We start from the raw sequence: 16,841 nt of genomic DNA, 5'->3' as shown, positions 1-16,841 counted from the left end.
GGTAAAAGTTATCTATATTTAAGTTAGTATTATAAAAACAATATTAGGAGTATAATTACCATTATTATGGGAATGCATCCCATACTAGTTCTGTCCCGGCACCATTATTAAACGGGATAACATGCGTTTATCTTGTGAAAGGGCAGGAGTGGTATCAGGCAAGCGATGTTGCGGAGGAATACGAGACAAAACGGTTCTCTGGCGGTGGTGAGCTGATCGACCGTCGTGAAAAGGAAGCTGTTTTGGATGCACTTGGGCCAGTCGAAGGTAAGTCGATTCTGGAGATTGCGTGTGGGACCGGCCGATTCACAGCTCTCCTCGCAGAACGTGGTGCTGAGATCATTGGTCTCGATATTTCTGGGCCGATGCTTTCACAGGGACGTAAAAAGGCTCAAGCACTCGGAGTCGACGAAACGCTTGAGTTTATGCGAGGTGATGCTGGGCAGCTACCGTTCCCAGATAATCACTTTGACGCCGTCTTTGCGATGCGATTTTTCCATTTGGCACCTACCCCGGAGGCGTTTATATCTGAGATGCGCCGTGTCTCAAAAGAGATTGTGATGTTTGACACATTTAACTCTCGGAGTACGCGCAGTATATATAACTGGGCACTTCCAATGGGTTCTCACTTGTACTCTCGGTCTGATGTGGAGAAGCTATTACAGTCGGCGGATCTCCAACTTATTAACGAAGAGCATGATTTTCTCTTCCCATATGGATTTTATCGAAAACTTTCGAAAAATGTCTCTCGTCCATTCCGAAAACTTGACACAACACTCGGACGGTCCGGATTCGGAGACAGAATTGCTTCTGTGTCTTATTGGACAGCAAAAGTACCAGAATAAGACTACTTAGCTACTGGCAATCAAGTGCTTTATATTGTTTTCCACCAACATTCCATTGATGAACCTCTCTGTCGTCATTCCGACGCTTAATGGTCGCGAGCGGTTGGGAGTCTGTCTGAACACACTACATGATTATGCTCCAGATGCGGAAACAATCGTTGTCAACGGACCCTCAGCCGACGGCACCACGGGCATGATTAAGTCCCGTGATGATGTTGACGTGCTTGTTGAGACGGCAGATAGAAACGCAAACGTTGCTAGAAACGTCGGAGTAAAACTCGCCACTGGTGATGCTATCGCATTACTTCCTCACGATCGTCTTATCGATGACTCATGGACAAGTGCAATTACAAATCACCTCTCTGCATCGGCAGATGCTGTAAGTGGGCCAACCCAAGGCGCAGACACTCCACATACAATCCCCACGCTCGACCGGCAGGAACAGCGGTACAATCCAGAGAACATTGCTTTCACAGCTGATGCAATCAAATCTGTTGACGGATTCGACGAATATCTCAGTGTTGGTGGTATGTCTGATCTTTGCACTCGACTCCAGGCAGAGAAATACTCAATTGATTGGGCGCCAGCAATGACTGTTCATAGCCCATACGGTACAGACGGTGGTATGACAGATATTGACCGGTTTGAGCAATATCGGTCGGCTACCTACCAGTTACTGAAAAACCGTGGTTTGGGTCCTGTTCTAACGGGCCAGATCATCAAAGATGCAGTGACCGATGCAGCACACGCTGCACAGAAGATTTTCTCTGGACGTATTGATCTTACAGATTGGTTCAAAGACGGGAAAGACGTTATTAGAGGTCTTTTCACAGGTGGGAAGGACGGCATCTCAGCTCGGTATCGCTCATCTAGCCGAAACCACAGTGGAGTTTCTGCAGCGACAGACCACATTGTCGAGGTTTATGATTGGAGGTAATACAATTCGTGAACTTACCCCGCCCTACTCGCTCACTCCGCTCCGTTTTGATCCTTGAGGACGAGGACGTAGCCTGTAGGAGTTAAACGCTTGCGACGTATTCTGCTGTACAACCTCTCGTATGAACTTAAATACACTAGATCTCTACCCACTATGAATAGTGCTTCTATTTTGAACTGTCTTGATTTAACCCAAGAAACCTCCGCAGTAGTGGCATATCTCCAATTTCATATCGTCTTGCTTTTATCTATTACAATTCCTATGCTATACAGCTAGTAAGATTTATATTGAACCGCTGTCCTACTAACATACAACATGTCTGAATCAGGTGCTTCTCGACGACAGTTAGGCGGACAGCCAATGCTTGTTCTCAGTGAAGACAGTTCACGCACGACGGGAAAAGATGCTCGGCAGTCAAACATCGCTGCCGGTAAAGCGATCAGCGAGTCGGTACGTACCACACTCGGTCCTCGAGGTATGGACAAGATGCTCGTATCTGATGATGGTGATGTAGTCATCACAAACGATGGGGCAACAATTCTTGATGAGATGGATATTGAGCATCCAGCTGCAGAGATGATTGTTGATGTTGCCGAAACCCAAGAAGAAGAAATTGGAGATGGAACAACGACAGCAGCAGTCCTCACTGGACAACTACTCAGTCAAGCCGAAGAACTGTTTGAGGACGATGTACACCCAACGACAATCGTAGAAGGATACCATGAAGCTGCATCGATTGCGGCCGAAGCAATTGATGCGATGGCGCTTGACACTGAAATTGACGCCGAAATCCTGTTCCGCGTTGCAGAATCATCGATGACTGGTAAAGGAACAGGCGATGTTACAGCCGACAAGCTCGCTCAAGTTGTTGTTGACGCAGTACAGGCTGTTCGTAGCGGCACTGACGTAGCCCGTGACAATATCCAACTTCAGACACAATCCGGAGCTTCTTCTTCATCCACTGAACTTGTAGAAGGCATCGTCCTTGACGAGGAACCTGCCGCTGACGCAATGCCGCGACAGCTCAGCAATGCTTCTGTCGCTGTCCTGGATGTTGAGCTTGAGGTATCCACAGGTGATGTAGATGCTGAGTACAGTGTTGATAGCGTTGACCAGCTTACAGCTGCTATGGAATCGGAAGAGCAGGAACTCCGCGACTATGCTCAGCAAATTGCTGATACCGGGGTAGAAGCTGTGTTTATCACCGAAGACGCCGATGATCGTGTCCTCTCATATCTTGCTCGCGATGGTATCTTAGCTATTGATGGACTCTCTGATTCTGATGCTACCTCTGTTGCAAATGCCACTGGTGCTAAACGAATTGGTGACCTCAATGATCTCTCAGAAGATAGCTTTGGAAGCGTCGAACAAATTCGAATTGAGAAGTTCGATGAAGACGAACTAACCTTTATCGAAGGTGGCGAAGCAGCTGATGCTGTGACTGTCTTTGTTCGAGGTGGCACTGATCACGTCGTTGACGAGGTTGAGCGTGCTGTCAAGGACGCAATTGACGTCGTTGCTACGACGGTTGAAACCGATGCAGTTGTGCCAGGCGCCGGCGCGGCTGAAATCGCAATTGCCGACCGTATCCGCGATGAAGCTGATGCAATTTCCGGTCGAAAACAGCTTTCAGTCCGTGCATTTGCTGATGCAATTGATGCACTCCCGCGGACTCTTGCTGAAAATGCTGGTGCAGATCCGATTGATTCCCTTGTTGACCTTCGAGCAGAACACGACAGCACTGGGCGCGCTGGACTAATTGCTGAAGGTCGGACTGCAGAAGTCGGTGATCCGGTTGAACACGGAATCCTCGATCCAGCACAGGTCAAACACGAAGCAGTGAAAAGTGCCACTGAAGCGTCAACGATGATCGCCCGAATTGACGACGTCATCTCATCCAGCTAAACCAAGAAATACCAGTAGCGTCTCGCTTCGTCTAGCGACTAACGCTTTTTTACAGAGTCTTGAGGCGAAAATCCACCCCTTCAGGGCTGTCTTTTACCCATAAGTTCACGAGGCTCAGACGGACGTTTCAGACGCTGTCGACCCCGATCTGTACTCGATCGATCGAGATGAACAGCGATTCGGACAGTGATATCGGCGGTAGGGGGTGACTGAATGCGGATAACTGAGATCAGCAAAACCGTTCTATGAGGGTGTTACATCCATAGAGATCGGTATTTCAGCCGATTTCATCGATCCCGACAGCGACGCGAGTTGTGGGGAAGAGACAGCCCTTCAGGGGTAACGTAACTGTTACACAATTTGGTCTGTTTCGGTACTCGCCAATGCTACTGGTTGTGACCGACCACTACCGAATCCTACTGAAAATTAGAACGGTGGGAGGCCAACTCAAGTACTTTCCTTCTCAATGACAACCTTATCGCCAACTGTCACGTCAAATGCAATATCTCCCCTCCCTTGATTCACAGCCAATTCAGCATTTCCGTGACTTCCAATCGTCACTAATGGTTTGTTTTTATCTACCTCTGCAAAGCTGCTGACATATGGGACAGTTATGCCGTTTATTTTCAGGCGATCGCATGAATCGATCTGATTTTTGAGTATTGAATCTGGGATATTTGTAATCGCATTTCCAAATCCATCAACGACAAGGACCTCCCCTGTAATACGACGCTGCTCAACTTCCGGTGTCGGAAACTGCAGATCAACATTTGGGCTAGTTACTGAAGCCTTGCCATTTTCTTGTAATAATTCGAGTGTTGTTTCGTGAACTTCTGCAGCAGCTGGAGCAAAGACATCGCGACCATGGAACGTATTACTTTCTGGCTCCCATTCAAGCTTAAACCATTCAATACTGGCACTCGACTGCGTTGCAATCGTCCTGGCGACTGGCCGTAGTAATCCATTATCTGGACCAATAAGTATATGATCAGCAACCCGAGCAGCAATTGCATCACGGTTTGTTCCTACGCCTGGATCCACTACCGCACAATGCACCGCTGGTGGAAACCATGGAAGTATCTCATTAAGCCAGAAGGCTGCTGTTCTAATGTCCTGTCGAGGAAAGTCATGGGCAATATCAATAACCCTTGTATCGGTTCTCTGTAATATTACCCCGCGCATCGCTGCTGGATATGGTGTACCAAAGTCTGAACTTAGTGTGATCATACGCCAATGTTATGCTCGCTCCAGCAAACGTCTTGCTTATCTTTTAAGCGTGATGGAGTCAAAAAGTGTAAATCCATCCACATTCACAGTTCTGGCCGGATATTCTGAGGGATCTAAGAAGTGAACGCCCCTGCCTCAAGGAGCCGCCAACGGTGGGGAGTAAGAGGGGAGAGTTCACTCTCGCTGTCCATTGAAATCATCACTTTCGACAACCTGACGGAGCCGCGTAACACCTCCAACCTCATGAATTGCCTCTACAGTAGGGTCGGGAACAAGGTGTTCCCATTTTTCCTGTTGTATCATCAACTCTCTAATCCGGGTACCCTGATATCGACTCCGGTCGAAAATCGGTCCTTCACGGACCTCTACGTCGGTATCTTGGAATAACTGGATTACAAGTGGATTATTTGAAATAGCGATATCAAATGGCGGGCACAGGCTCTGAACGTGGCTTACCCATATGGCATTTCGGTCAATATCTTCAATTGGAACAATATGCGTTGTTATATCCAGTTCCTCGACTGCTCTGGAGATCATCACATACCGTTCCCCTGCTGTAAACGGGTTCCGTCGTGTGTGTGACTTATCTGCGCTACCGATACCTATTACTAGCTCATTTAATGAATCTGATATTTCATCGATGACATTGTGGTGGCCTTTATGATAGGGTTGGAACCGTCCAACATAGAAACCTCGCGTCATATGCCGCTGTGGGGTTGGGCCCTTCTTAAGAGTGACGAGTTTTATCTTAGTTATCTAAAACTCCTTTTCAGCCGGTTTTCGACCTAATTTTGCACACATCCCCCCGTCATCGTCGGGGGGAAAGTATATCAATCGCAAGTCCCTTTTTTACTATAGTTTTGCCACTATGAGTGAGGATACGAAGACAGATGATGCCCCGGCCGATGGAGATGCTACAGAATCTCCAGCTTCAGAAAAACGGCCACAACGTGATGACGAACAAGCGGTGAACGAAGGATCATCTTCGTCGGAAGAAAACTCTGAGCAAGAAGATCATTCTGAGTTCTTCTACGAGGGTACAACAGCCGAGTCTTCTTCCGACTCTCCAGAGATGTCTTCTACGATCGAAGACTCTGATGAAGAGTCATCAGACGAGCCTCCCGAGCTAGGTGAAGACCTTGGGAAGGAGGTTGAAGATGAGATGATTGCTGATGACTATGATCCTGAGGAAGAAGATGATCTTCTTGGTGGACTAGATATCAAATCGACAGCTCAAATTCCTGTTCCAGATCGATTAGTTGACCAAGTTATCGGTCAGGACGAAGCAAGAGATATTGTGATCAAGGCAGCAAAGCAGCGCCGTCATGTTATGATGATCGGTTCACCCGGAACTGGTAAATCGATGCTTGCCAAAGCGATGAGTCACTTACTCCCTAAAGAAGAACTGCAAGACGTTCTGGTTTACCACAATCCTGATGACGGAAACGAGCCAAAAGTAAGAACTGTTCCAGCTGGTAAAGGAGAACAGATTATTGACGCGCACAAAGAGGAGGCAAACAAGCGTAACCAGATGCGGACATTCCTGATGTTGATCATTGTTGCTGTTATCTTAGCACTAGCTCTGTTTTATTATGGTAACATCCTTCTAGGGATTATCGCAGCGGCCATTGTCTACTTTATCTTTAAATATACACAGCGTGGCACTGATGCGATGATCCCAAACATGATCGTTAACAACGCTGACACACAGACAGCACCATTTGAGGATGCAACTGGTGCCCATGCTGGTGCACTTCTGGGAGATGTTCGCCACGACCCATTCCAATCTGGTGGTATGGAAACACCGAGTCATGATCGTGTTGAGCCAGGTGCTATTCATCAAGCCAATAAGGGTGTTCTGTACGTTGACGAGATAAATACGCTTGATATTCGCACACAGCAGAAACTCATGACGGCGATTCAAGAAGGTGAATTCAGTATTACTGGGCAGTCTGAGCGTTCGTCAGGAGCGATGGTGCAAACCGAACCTGTTCCGTGTGACTTCATTATGGTCGCTGCTGGTAACATGGACGCAATGGAGAACATGCACCCTGCGTTGCGATCCCGAATTAAAGGATACGGGTATGAAGTGTACTTCGAAGATACAATCGAAGACACTCCCGAAATGCGTCGGAAGTACGCACGCTTTATTGCTCAAGAAGTTGAGCGGGATGGCCGACTCCCACACTTTACTCGAGAAGCTGCAGAAGAAGTTGTACTCGAAGCGAAGCGACGGTCTGGCCGGAAGGATCATCTCACGCTTGAGTTCCGTAACCTAGGGGGACTTGTCCGGGTTGCTGGTGACATAGCTCGAGCCGAGAACCGCGACCTCGTAACTCGTGAGGAAGTTCTCCAAGCGAAAAAGCGCTCCAGATCGATTGAGCAACAGCTTGCCGATACGATCATTGACCGACGGAAAGACTATGAACTCCGTGTTTCCGATGGAAGCGTTACTGGGCGCGTTAATGGTCTCGCTGTGATGGGTGGGGACTCCGGTATTATGCTGCCCGTTATGGCAGAAGTTACTCCATCCCAAGGACCTGGTGAAGTAATTGCAACAGGACGGCTCAAAGAGATCGCAGAAGAATCCGTTCTGAATGTCTCTGCAATTATCAAAAAGTTCTCTGATGTTGATCTTTCAGAGAAAGATGTTCACATCCAGTTTGTGCAAGCAGGCCGAGAGGGTGTTGATGGTGACTCTGCTTCGATTACCGTTGCAACAGCAGTTATCTCTGCTCTGGAAGATGTGCCCGTGCGACAGAACGTTGCGATGACTGGATCACTCTCTGTTCGCGGAGATGTCCTTCCGGTCGGTGGAGTAACACACAAAATTGAAGCTGCCGCGAAAGCTGGTATTGACACTGTCATCATCCCAGCCGCAAACGAGCAAGATGTCATGATCGAGGATGAATACGAGGAAATGGTTGAAATTATTCCTGTCAGCAACATCAGCGAGGTTCTTGATGTTGCGCTGGAGGGTGAACCTGAGAAAGATAGTCTCGTTGACCGACTGAAAAGTATTACTGGAACAGCACTTGAAAAACAGACTGGTGCAGGATCCTCGCCAAGTCCTCAGTAATCGTTGTCGGAAATACTATCTCTTTGCTCACGTTATTAACTATTCTATCTGACATTTGGTTTATGTACGGTATCTAATAATTAATCTCCTTTCTTAGTGGATAATGGTAAAATAGGTAATCCTCCAGTATCAACTAACAGCTACGCTACGTATTGATAAAATAGTACGAGCGGTTTCTGATATGCCAGATTGGACTACTTTCGTTGCTGGGACCTCATTGCTGATCATTGCTGTCATCATCTTATCACGTCTAACTGCTTCTACAACGACTGGTACTGATAATCAATCGTTTGAGTCAATCCCAATTGGAACACTATACTTGAATATCTTGTTCACACATGGGATACTGGCTCTTCTTATTCTTATACTGGTATATTTTACTGGAGTCCCAATGTCGGTCTTTAAAATCAGTATTTCTACTCCGTCGATTAGTGAGGTCTTACTCGGAATTGGTGTCGGTGCTGTATTGTATATAATAAATGAATTTTTAGCCGTTAATCTTAATCAAGCGGGCATTTCACATGACGAAACGCTTCGACAGTCTTTGACACCCAATACGGTTAGCGGATGGTTATCGTTGTATGTTATTATTCTTCCACTCATTGCATTTTCCGAGGAGTTGATTTTCCGTGCTGCTATGATCGGTGGTTTTGAAGCTGGAACAGGTATTTCTCCGTGGTTTCTTGTTGCTATATCATCAGTTGCCTTCGCCCTTGGTCACGAAACGCAGGGTTCCGGTGGTGTGATTGTCACTGGTCTGCTTGGTGGTATTCTTGGTGTCGTGTTTGTAGTTACAGACTCATTTTTGATTGTATTTGTTGCACATTATGTGATTAACGCAGCCGAGTTTGGTGTGCACGAGTTGCTTGACATTGAACTTGAACAGCGTCTACGCGTCTGAAAGCAATGTCTTTGAAGGGTAGGTATTTACAGAAAATCGAGGCGAACGCCCATCGGCTTTAGCCGTGTGGAGGAGGTCAACTATGTGCTGAGTCAGTTCAGAAACCCGGCTCAATATCAGGTAAGACAGTTGAACTTATCACTCAGCATCGGTTGGAACGGGACCTTCTCCGGTCTCATCTTGGATCGCTTCGACAAACTCATTGCGTGTTGCAAAATAGCTAATTGATACCTCTTCAAGTACTTCTTCTATACTTTTTGGCCCATCTGGTGTTCGAATTGCTGTATCCCCTTCGCGTTGGACTATTTTGCTCTTTTGTAATGGCCACGACAACCGAGATGCAACCCTAGCAAGTGGTGCCCCAGAAACTGAACTTTTTTCCCCAAGAGACACACCATCGTCATCAGATGACATAGATGTTCATTCACGTGTATCCTGATTATGCTTTTCGCTTGCTATCTCTCAGTATTGTATATCATAAGTATGAGTGAACTATGCGAAATAAGCACACAAGGAGACAGTCAGAGGCAACTTTTACTGTGAACTACTCCACCTTGCTCAGCCTGACGGCTTCGCTGAGGGTGTGGCTTCCTCGTTCCGCGACACACTTTTTCACGGACGGTCGGCTTGCGCCGACAGTCCGCGCAGGGAGCGCAGTCTCCAGAGGCGTGGATTCGGAGTGTCCCACTCCTACTCGGTGGTGATGCATCTCGACCGCCTTTCTTGTCGGACTCTAAGTCGAGACGATGAGTAGTTGCCATCACACTTCCAGTCTTCGACTGGCAGTATGATACATACCCGGTACAGAATGGAATTGAATCGAAGACGGCGCTGTATCCCCTCCCTCCTGCGCTCCTTGTCCGCTGATGCGGACTGCGGTGCTCGTTAAGGAAGGGGGACTTAGCGCCTGCAATCAGCTAAATTTGAGCGTTAATGTTTCACTTTCTCAAAACTAATCGGAGAATATCTTCATCTTTTAGCTCATGGTCTAATCCCACTTGCTGTTCCTCGTGCTTTGCGCTAGGTCCTGTCACTCGAGCCATTCTATACCGGTCAGTAAAACCAAGCTTTTTGACTGCGTCTTCAACGTTATCTCCTTCCGTAAGGATAAGTGGTTCCTCATAGTCCACCCCTCTTCCTGGCTTATCCATATACACACGAATTAAGCCAAGTTCTTCCCAGATTTCTTCTTTCAGTGACTCAAGTCCTTTCTCTTCTTGGGCACTGATGAACACTGCTTCGTCTGGATCAATTTCATACCCCCTAAGCTGATCTTTTACAGTCTTTGCGTACTCTTTGTCGAGTAAATCTGCCTTATTAACTGTCACAAGTGATGGAATGTATTCTCTGTTATCCATAACGCCGTCAACAAGCCGATCAATATCGACTTCCTCGTTAATTGTTACATCCGCATTGACATACCCATGCTCTCGAACAATGCTTTTTATCGTCTCTTCGTTCAATGTCAAGTCAACACTTGCATTGACCTTGATCCCACCTTTCCCTTTTGGACGGATCGAAATTCGTGGTGGTGACTGGTCGGGGCGAATTTTATTTTCGTATAATTCCTCCTGAAGCCGTTCATACTGATCGATCTCAAATGCTGAGAGGACAAAAATAATCAGATCTGCTGACCTCACTACTGACAGAACCTCTTGGCCGCCTCCCCGACCACTTGCAGCACCCTCAATCAATCCCGGCACATCTAATATCTGTATATTAGCTCCATTATACTCAAGCATTCCCGGATTGACCTCAAGTGTTGTAAATTCATACGCTCCAGTCTCACTCTCGGCATTTGTTAATGCGTTTAGTAATGTTGATTTTCCAACACTTGGGAATCCAACAAGGGCGACTGTCGCATCTCCGTGCTTTTCTACATGGTATCCACCGCCACCTCCAGATGATTGTTGACGCTTTGCAAACTTTTCTTTCTTCTCCGCTAGCTTGGACTTGAGTCGGCCAATATGCTCCTCTGTGGCCTTATTATACGGAGTATTAGCGATCTCTTCTTCGAGTTCTTGTATTTCCTCCTCAAGTCCCATTTGTTATCGGGTCATAATCGTAGCAGGCCGAAAACATTTCCTTTTCTGTGCTCTCCTTGCATACACTAACATTCGTTAGCCCGTTACTCACAATCTGTGCTACCTTGGAGGGTTCCTGCCTTTATTTGTTGTAGTGCGGCCACTGTCCCCGTCGCATACTCTTTATCAAGAACATAGTCAGCTGCTTTCTTTGCAACATCGGCCGCGTTTCCTACGGCAATTCCAGTGTCAACTGCTTCAAACATTGAGACATCATTTGCTGAATCACCAATAGCGACAAACTCAGATACTGACCGGTCAAGTAACTCTGCTGCTCGCTTTAGTGCAGCACCTTTTGATATGTCTGGGTCTTTTACATGATATGCATACTGTGAATCAACAACTTCCAACCCATGCTTATTGGCTAATTCTGTTAGCGGCTCAAGTGGCTGTGATCGAGCAACCGCTAGTTCTGTTTCTCTCCACCGATTAACCGTATCCGCACCTTCCCATCCAAATTGATATCCAGCAGCACGATACTCTTCCTCCAATGCTGTGACGGCATTATCGTCTCCAAGCTTGATTGTCTCTTTATCCACATATACTATTCCTCCATTTTCTGCGATCACACGTTCGGGAGTCCCGATAAACTGACAGAGTGCAACCGGATATGGAAATGATTTTCCTGTGGCAATAACAACGGGAGATGGCCATTTAGCGAGAGGGTCCAGTACTCTTGGATCAATTCCCATCCCAGATGAGCGAGTTAATGTTCCATCGATATCAACTGCAATCGGTGGTGTCGGCATATATACGCTTTGTGTCCGATGGTGATATACACGGCGTATTGTATCTAGACAGACGTCAGAAATGTGTATCGCAATCCTGTTCGACACTTATTTGAACTCAATCAATTATCTCAGGTCCAGTAGGGCGGAGAATCTGTCTTAGTTTTCCGCTGAAACTGAAAAAGCGAAGTTTTTTGCGGATTCCTCCGTGACTGACAGGTGATGACTTCTGAAAGGGAAACCCCATCAGACGAATCGCGTCACGAAGACTCCTTAACCAACTCGTGTTCTTCGTGGCAAGCGCCAGAGCAATTGCGCACTGATGGGGGGAGCACCGCTGATGATGTTGATGACACTGTCCTTGACCCGTGGGGATCTTCGACGATTAATGACTACCGTAAACTCTTTGAGGAGTTCGGCATCGAACAATTCGAATCAATTTTAGATGAGGTTTCTAACCCACATTATCTAATGCGCCGCGGTGTCATATTTGGCCATCGTGATTACCGGCCAGTAGCCGAGGCGATGCAGAATAATGAGCCCTTTGCTGCATTATCTGGCTTTATGCCAACAGGCGACCCTCACATTGGTCATAAACTTGTCTTCGATGAACTCATTTGGCATCAACAGCAGGGTGGCGATGTCTATGCGCTTATTGCAGATTTAGAGGCTCATGCTGCCCGTGGAATGACATGGGGTGAAATTGATCAACACGCTAAGGACTATATTCTTTCGTTACTTGCATTAGGATTTGACCCTGAACAGGGGACTCTTTACCGCCAGTCCGAAAACCGCGGTGTGCAAGACCTTGCGTTTGAATTGGGTATTGAAGCGAATTTCTCTGAGCTTGAGTCAATCTATGGATTTGACGGCGAAACAGATGTCTCGCATATGCAGTCGGTCGTAACACAAATGGCGGATATTTGTTATCCACAGGCAGTTGACCAGCCCAAGCCCACGGTTATCCCTGTTGGACCTGACCAGGACCCTCATGTTCGGCTTGCTCGCGATTTGGCAGCCAGAACGCGATATTTCGGCGTAAGTGAGGCTTACGCAAGCTTTGCGGTTACTGATGAAGAACGGTCGATTCTTGCTACCGCGTTTGCTCATCGAGAAGAATATGCTGAGGATCCCGACCGTCCTCGCTGTGTTGAAGCAGCAACGTGGATTGAAGAACAGTCTAGCAATCTGTCAAGTGTAGAGCGTACTGTTGTCCAGAAGCTTGAGAATGCTGGTAAGGAACCACTTCGCCCACGTGTTCGAATCCTTAACCGCAATGCAACTGATGACGCATTTGAATCACTTATCGAAGCAATTGACGGTGAAAAAAGAGTATACGATGAGCATATCGATACATTTGATCTTGACCAGTCACAAGCCGCTTCACTCGCCAGAGATGTTGAGTTAGAACATGGAGGTTACGGATTTTTACCCCCAGCATCAATCTATCATCGATTCATGACTGGACTTACCGGTGGTAAGATGTCTTCTTCTGTCCCGGCAAGTCACATCTCCTTGCTTGATGACCCAGAACGAGGAGCTAAAAAAGTTCAGGCGGCTGCTACCGGAGGACGGGAAACGGCTGACAAGCAGCGTGAGCTTGGAGGCAAAGCTGATGAATGTCCTGTATATGAACTATATGCATACCTACTGGCAGACGATAACGATGAATTTGCAACTGAAGTATACGAAGAGTGTGTCAATGGAAAGCGTCTTTGCGGCAGTTGTAAAGAGCAGGCGGCCGATCTGATGGAATCATTCCTCTCTGACCACCAACAGAAAAGAGATGAATGGAAAGATCGGTTAGATGAAATTGATATTAACTTAGAATCTTCACGTCAGTAAGCAACTGGCTAGACAATATTCAGAATCTGATATTTTGTACAGGCGGTCGAGGCAACCGCTCCGGGGCTTGACCCCGGAGAGATTCACTCCCAACGTGAGGGCCAATGTTGCGTCAATAAACTCGCAAGTGTACAGCCGGGGGCACCGACTGGCTGGATTACCCACGGAGAAATCCTACGACTTCAGTTGTGCGTAGGAAGTCAAAACATGGATCAGGAAGTTTGTTGCTGACCCTGGTCTTGGTGCTGTTTGATTTGTTCTTCTTTGATGTATCGCTCTTTCCATGTCCCTCGGGAAAACCAGATTACGCCGACAATTGCTCCTAGGATATTTCCAACAGCCATTCCTGTCCAGATCCCGGTTACACCCCAATCCAGAATAAATGTCAGAGTATAAACCGAACCAACTCGGCCAACCCAGAGAGTAATCAACGAGATTACCATTGCTGTCTTCGTATTTCCGGCTCCTCGGAATGCCCCTAAAATAACCTGTGTGATGCCGATAAATGCAAACTCAATTGATCGGATCTCCACATATTCCACCCCTAGAGCGATTGTTTCAGCGGCATCCTCTATACCATCGCTGATAAACACACTAACGATTGGTTCCGTAAATGTAACTGCAACTACCGCAACGAGCAGCATGACCCCCGCCCCCGTTGAGGCAGCGATGCGCGTTACTGCTGCAGCTCGATCTGCACGATTAGCTCCAAGATTTTGACCAACCATGGTATCAATTGCTCTCCCTAGTCCCATGGCTGGAAGGAACACGAGCGAAATTAGTCGATTTCCAAGTCCATACGCAGCGACTACCGGGGGAGTAAATGTCACAACAATTGCTGTCAACGTAACCATCGCAAGTGCGTTCGTACTTTGCTCAATCATACTTGGCGTCCCAAGCCGGACAATATCCTTAATAAACTCAAGATCAGGGACAAGATGAGCAATCTCTACTGCTGGCCCAACGTCAGTAAAGAACAGCAACCACAGTCCAATGCCGGTTCCAATTCCCCGTGCGATAATGGTCGCTAAAGCAGCGCCTTCGATTCCAAGTCCGGTAAACCCAGTTGCATTTGCGAGGCTGGACTCTACACCCGTGAGTCCTGTCCACCTGAATATCGGGTTTTCCTCAAATCCAAATATCAAAATTGGATCAATAAAGATATTCACAAAGACAGACACAACCATGACAAACATTGGTATGCGTGTATTTCCATACCCACGCATGAGGGCTGAGAACACAAAGAATCCAAACATCAATGGCATTCCCAGAAAAATAATCTCCATATAATCCGCAGCGAGTGGAACAACATCTTGAGATGTCGTCGGGTCACTAGGTAACAACTCTAACGCTGGCCGCGTATAGTAATATCCAACTACGCCAATAATAGCCGAAAAGATTCCGACGGACATAACCGTCTGTCCAGAAACTAGCCCTGCTGACTTGTCTCCTTTTGCACCAGTATATTGTGCAACCAAGATTGCTCCCGCCGTAGTAAACCCACCGGCAACAGCAATTAATAGAAAAATAAGCGGAAACGCAAGGCTAAGCGCACCAACCGCATCTGTTGAATACCGGCCAAGATAGATTGTGTCGGCAATGTTGTAGGTTACTTGTAGTAACTGAATGACAATGATTGGCCATGCAAGCCGTATCAGTGGGCGAGTAAGACTACCTTCTGTGATACTTTTGTCATCAGATGACTGGGTATCATGCTGTTGTCCAACATCTACATCACTTGGGTCTCTTTGCCCCTCGCTCATTGTCCACCTTCCGCTCTTGACATCATATTCCTCACTCTCAACATATGTTCACTAATTGCCTTTCCCGTTTGAAGTTGACCATTTATTGCTTAATTATCAATGATACATTTCTAATTGAACCAAAAATGATTCATCCCGATAATCTCATAACAGTAGGACGAAAACTCTCGAATTCAACTGGAAAGCGAATCCAGTGGTAGACTAACTACCACACCTTCTTGTCTAACGTCAGCTATCAACGGCTGAAGCCGTTGGCTTGTCGGTGGACTCCCGTTCTGCCGATACGTAGGTGTCGGACGCCACTTTAGTAGCGTTCACGGTCATTGTCCCCGACTTCAGGGCGTACTGACAGAACGCCCCTCCAGCGGGGGACTTCTGCCCTCGCTGGAGTTTGAGTGCGAGTTTCCGAGCAACGTTTTTTGCCGCGTTGTAGTCGGCGTTCACCGAGTATGAACAGTCAAAACACTGGAAGTGTTGGTCGTCTCGGTTTTCTTCGAGCGTACAGCCACACTTCGAGCATTGTTGGCTGGTGTAGGATGGTTCGACTGTTTCAACGACAATGCCAGCCAGTTCTGCCTTATGTTCGGTTTGTTCTTGCAGTTCGCGGAATGCCCATTGTTGAAACTTCTTGCCGTCGCTGATACGCGCTCGAATCTGCTCCAAGTCCTCAAATGCGATGTGCGTACAGCTGTGACGCTTGGCTTCGGCAACGATTTCTTTGGAACACTGGTGCAGGTAGTCTTCGCTCCAGCGCCCAAACCTGTCGCCAATGCGCTGGAAGGTCAGATGGGCACTCCGTGTGCCTGTCTGTTGCAGGCTGGCACGGCGTTTCTCGAACTCGCGGCGTTGATGGTTAAGGTAGTCGGCGTTCCCGACGAACGCACCCGTCGAGGTCACGGCGATATGGTCATCAACGTTGCAGTCCACGCCAAGCACGTTCGAATGCTCGGCTTTCTCAGGACTGTTCACGTCAAGTTCCCGTTCCATCACCGCGTGCAGGTAGAACTCGTCGGTTTCTGAGTCGTAGTGGACGGTACTGGTTGAAAATGAGTAGTCGTCGTTCAGTAGGTATTTGCCGTGTGGTGTCCCGTCAGGGTTGTCGGGCAGGTTGTATTCGCATTCAACTCTGCCGTTGACTGTGGCGAGACTCACTTTGTCGCGGTAGTAAGTGGCCGCTCGCTTGTCGTAGACGATGCTGAATGTATCGTAGTAGGGCTTGCTGGTGTTTTTTCCGTCTGCAAGCCGGTCAACACAGTTGTCAATGTCGTCGGTGGCGCGTTTGATGGCCTTCTGGACGAGGTTCGCGTGCAGGTAGTCGGTTTTTTCACGAAGGTCGTCGTAGATGGCGTCCTCGGCTTCGCTCTTGCTGGTTACGCAGTCCTCGTCGGGGTAGCGCCACGCCCAGTCTGCGGTACGGTTCGCGCAGTACTGGAATTTGGAGTTGGTGGCATGGAGGTCGCTCTTGCGGTCGTCAGGTACATCGAGACGGACACGAACCGTTCGAGTTACCTCCCACGCCATGTACGT

13 protein-coding genes are annotated in these 16,841 nt (G+C 47.6%); 6 read left to right on the top strand and 7 right to left on the bottom strand.

What is annotated here, in order from left to right:
• Window positions 1-134: 134 nt before the first annotated feature.
• From K0C01_RS00860 to thsA, 3 genes are all read left to right on the top strand, one after another.
• Entirely contained in the window at window positions 135-845 is a 711-nt protein-coding gene (locus K0C01_RS00860) for a class I SAM-dependent methyltransferase (protein ID WP_221170195.1), read from the top strand.
• 58 nt (window positions 846-903) lie between these two features.
• On the top strand, window positions 904-1,782 hold the full coding sequence (locus tag K0C01_RS00855; RefSeq protein WP_221170194.1) for a glycosyltransferase family 2 protein: 879 nt from the start codon (window positions 904-906) through the stop codon (window positions 1,780-1,782).
• 360 nt (window positions 1,783-2,142) lie between these two features.
• Window positions 2,143-3,687 (top strand): thermosome subunit alpha, encoded by a 1,545-nt coding sequence (gene thsA / locus K0C01_RS00850; RefSeq protein ID WP_221171159.1) that lies wholly within the window; start codon window positions 2,143-2,145, stop codon window positions 3,685-3,687.
• A 447-nt stretch (window positions 3,688-4,134) separates the two neighbouring features.
• Here thsA and K0C01_RS00845 read toward each other — a convergent pair whose 3' ends face one another.
• On the bottom strand, window positions 4,135-4,914 hold the full coding sequence (locus tag K0C01_RS00845) for an SAM hydrolase/SAM-dependent halogenase family protein (protein WP_221170193.1): 780 nt from the start codon (window positions 4,912-4,914) through the stop codon (window positions 4,135-4,137).
• Window positions 4,915-5,088: 174 nt separating this feature from the next.
• The gene (locus K0C01_RS00840) at window positions 5,089-5,616 is read right to left on the bottom strand and encodes a nicotinamide-nucleotide adenylyltransferase (protein ID WP_221170192.1); all 528 of its coding nucleotides are present in this window, start codon (window positions 5,614-5,616) and stop codon (window positions 5,089-5,091) included.
• Between the two features lie 166 nt (window positions 5,617-5,782).
• Between K0C01_RS00840 and lonB the strand changes: the two genes are divergently transcribed.
• Both lonB and K0C01_RS00830 read left to right on the top strand, forming a co-directional pair.
• Window positions 5,783-7,993 (top strand): ATP-dependent protease LonB, encoded by a 2,211-nt coding sequence (gene lonB, locus K0C01_RS00835; protein WP_221170191.1) that lies wholly within the window; start codon window positions 5,783-5,785, stop codon window positions 7,991-7,993.
• Window positions 7,994-8,174: 181 nt separating this feature from the next.
• Window positions 8,175-8,894: a CPBP family intramembrane glutamic endopeptidase gene (locus K0C01_RS00830; RefSeq protein WP_221170190.1), complete on the top strand. Its 720-nt coding sequence runs from the start codon at window positions 8,175-8,177 to the stop codon at window positions 8,892-8,894.
• Between the two features lie 138 nt (window positions 8,895-9,032).
• Here K0C01_RS00830 and K0C01_RS00825 read toward each other — a convergent pair whose 3' ends face one another.
• The 3 genes from K0C01_RS00825 to K0C01_RS00815 all read right to left on the bottom strand — a co-directional run bounded on the left by K0C01_RS00825 (window position 9,033) and on the right by K0C01_RS00815 (window position 11,727).
• Complete coding sequence (locus tag K0C01_RS00825; RefSeq protein WP_221170189.1) at window positions 9,033-9,308, bottom strand: DUF5789 family protein; 276 nt, start codon at window positions 9,306-9,308, stop codon at window positions 9,033-9,035.
• 524 nt (window positions 9,309-9,832) lie between these two features.
• Complete coding sequence (locus tag K0C01_RS00820; protein WP_221170188.1) at window positions 9,833-10,939, bottom strand: OBG GTPase family GTP-binding protein; 1,107 nt, start codon at window positions 10,937-10,939, stop codon at window positions 9,833-9,835.
• 83 nt (window positions 10,940-11,022) lie between these two features.
• A complete protein-coding gene (locus K0C01_RS00815) occupies window positions 11,023-11,727 on the bottom strand; it encodes a phosphoglycolate phosphatase (RefSeq protein ID WP_221170187.1) in 705 nt (234 codons plus the stop codon).
• A gap of 201 nt (window positions 11,728-11,928) precedes the next feature.
• Between K0C01_RS00815 and K0C01_RS00810 the strand changes: the two genes are divergently transcribed.
• Complete coding sequence (locus K0C01_RS00810; protein WP_221170186.1) at window positions 11,929-13,551, top strand: tryptophan--tRNA ligase; 1,623 nt, start codon at window positions 11,929-11,931, stop codon at window positions 13,549-13,551.
• A gap of 212 nt (window positions 13,552-13,763) precedes the next feature.
• Here the strand turns inward: K0C01_RS00810 and K0C01_RS00805 are convergent, their stop codons facing one another.
• Both K0C01_RS00805 and K0C01_RS00800 read right to left on the bottom strand, forming a co-directional pair.
• On the bottom strand, window positions 13,764-15,314 hold the full coding sequence (locus tag K0C01_RS00805; protein WP_221170185.1) for an MATE family efflux transporter: 1,551 nt from the start codon (window positions 15,312-15,314) through the stop codon (window positions 13,764-13,766).
• Between the two features lie 228 nt (window positions 15,315-15,542).
• A complete protein-coding gene (locus K0C01_RS00800) occupies window positions 15,543-16,835 on the bottom strand; it encodes an RNA-guided endonuclease InsQ/TnpB family protein (RefSeq protein ID WP_221170184.1) in 1,293 nt (430 codons plus the stop codon).
• Window positions 16,836-16,841 lie beyond the last annotated feature (6 nt).

Origin of the sequence: Salinarchaeum sp. IM2453 (assembly GCF_019693215.1) — an archaeon.
Classification (GTDB): domain Archaea; phylum Halobacteriota; class Halobacteria; order Halobacteriales; family Salinarchaeaceae; genus IM2453.
This window is presented reverse-complemented; position numbering and strand designations above follow the sequence as displayed.

What these genes read in the sequence shown, in the direction of transcription:
- K0C01_RS00855 (WP_221170194.1), top strand. Translation starts at nt 904, where the DNA reads ATGAACCTCTCTGTCGTCATTCCGACGCTTAATGGTCGCGAGCGGTTG.
- thsA (WP_221171159.1), top strand. Translation starts at nt 2,143, where the DNA reads ATGCTTGTTCTCAGTGAAGACAGTTCACGCACGACGGGAAAAGATGCT.
- K0C01_RS00845 (WP_221170193.1), bottom strand. Translation starts at nt 4,914, where the DNA reads ATGATCACACTAAGTTCAGACTTTGGTACACCATATCCAGCAGCGATG.
- K0C01_RS00840 (WP_221170192.1), bottom strand. Translation starts at nt 5,616, where the DNA reads ATGACGCGAGGTTTCTATGTTGGACGGTTCCAACCCTATCATAAAGGC.
- lonB (WP_221170191.1), top strand. Translation starts at nt 5,783, where the DNA reads ATGAGTGAGGATACGAAGACAGATGATGCCCCGGCCGATGGAGATGCT.
- K0C01_RS00830 (WP_221170190.1), top strand. Translation starts at nt 8,175, where the DNA reads ATGCCAGATTGGACTACTTTCGTTGCTGGGACCTCATTGCTGATCATT.
- K0C01_RS00825 (WP_221170189.1), bottom strand. Translation starts at nt 9,308, where the DNA reads ATGTCATCTGATGACGATGGTGTGTCTCTTGGGGAAAAAAGTTCAGTT.
- K0C01_RS00820 (WP_221170188.1), bottom strand. Translation starts at nt 10,939, where the DNA reads ATGGGACTTGAGGAGGAAATACAAGAACTCGAAGAAGAGATCGCTAAT.
- K0C01_RS00815 (WP_221170187.1), bottom strand. Translation starts at nt 11,727, where the DNA reads ATGCCGACACCACCGATTGCAGTTGATATCGATGGAACATTAACTCGC.
- K0C01_RS00810 (WP_221170186.1), top strand. Translation starts at nt 11,929, where the DNA reads ATGACTTCTGAAAGGGAAACCCCATCAGACGAATCGCGTCACGAAGAC.
- K0C01_RS00805 (WP_221170185.1), bottom strand. Translation starts at nt 15,314, where the DNA reads ATGAGCGAGGGGCAAAGAGACCCAAGTGATGTAGATGTTGGACAACAG.
- K0C01_RS00800 (WP_221170184.1), bottom strand. Translation starts at nt 16,835, where the DNA reads ATGGCGTGGGAGGTAACTCGAACGGTTCGTGTCCGTCTCGATGTACCT.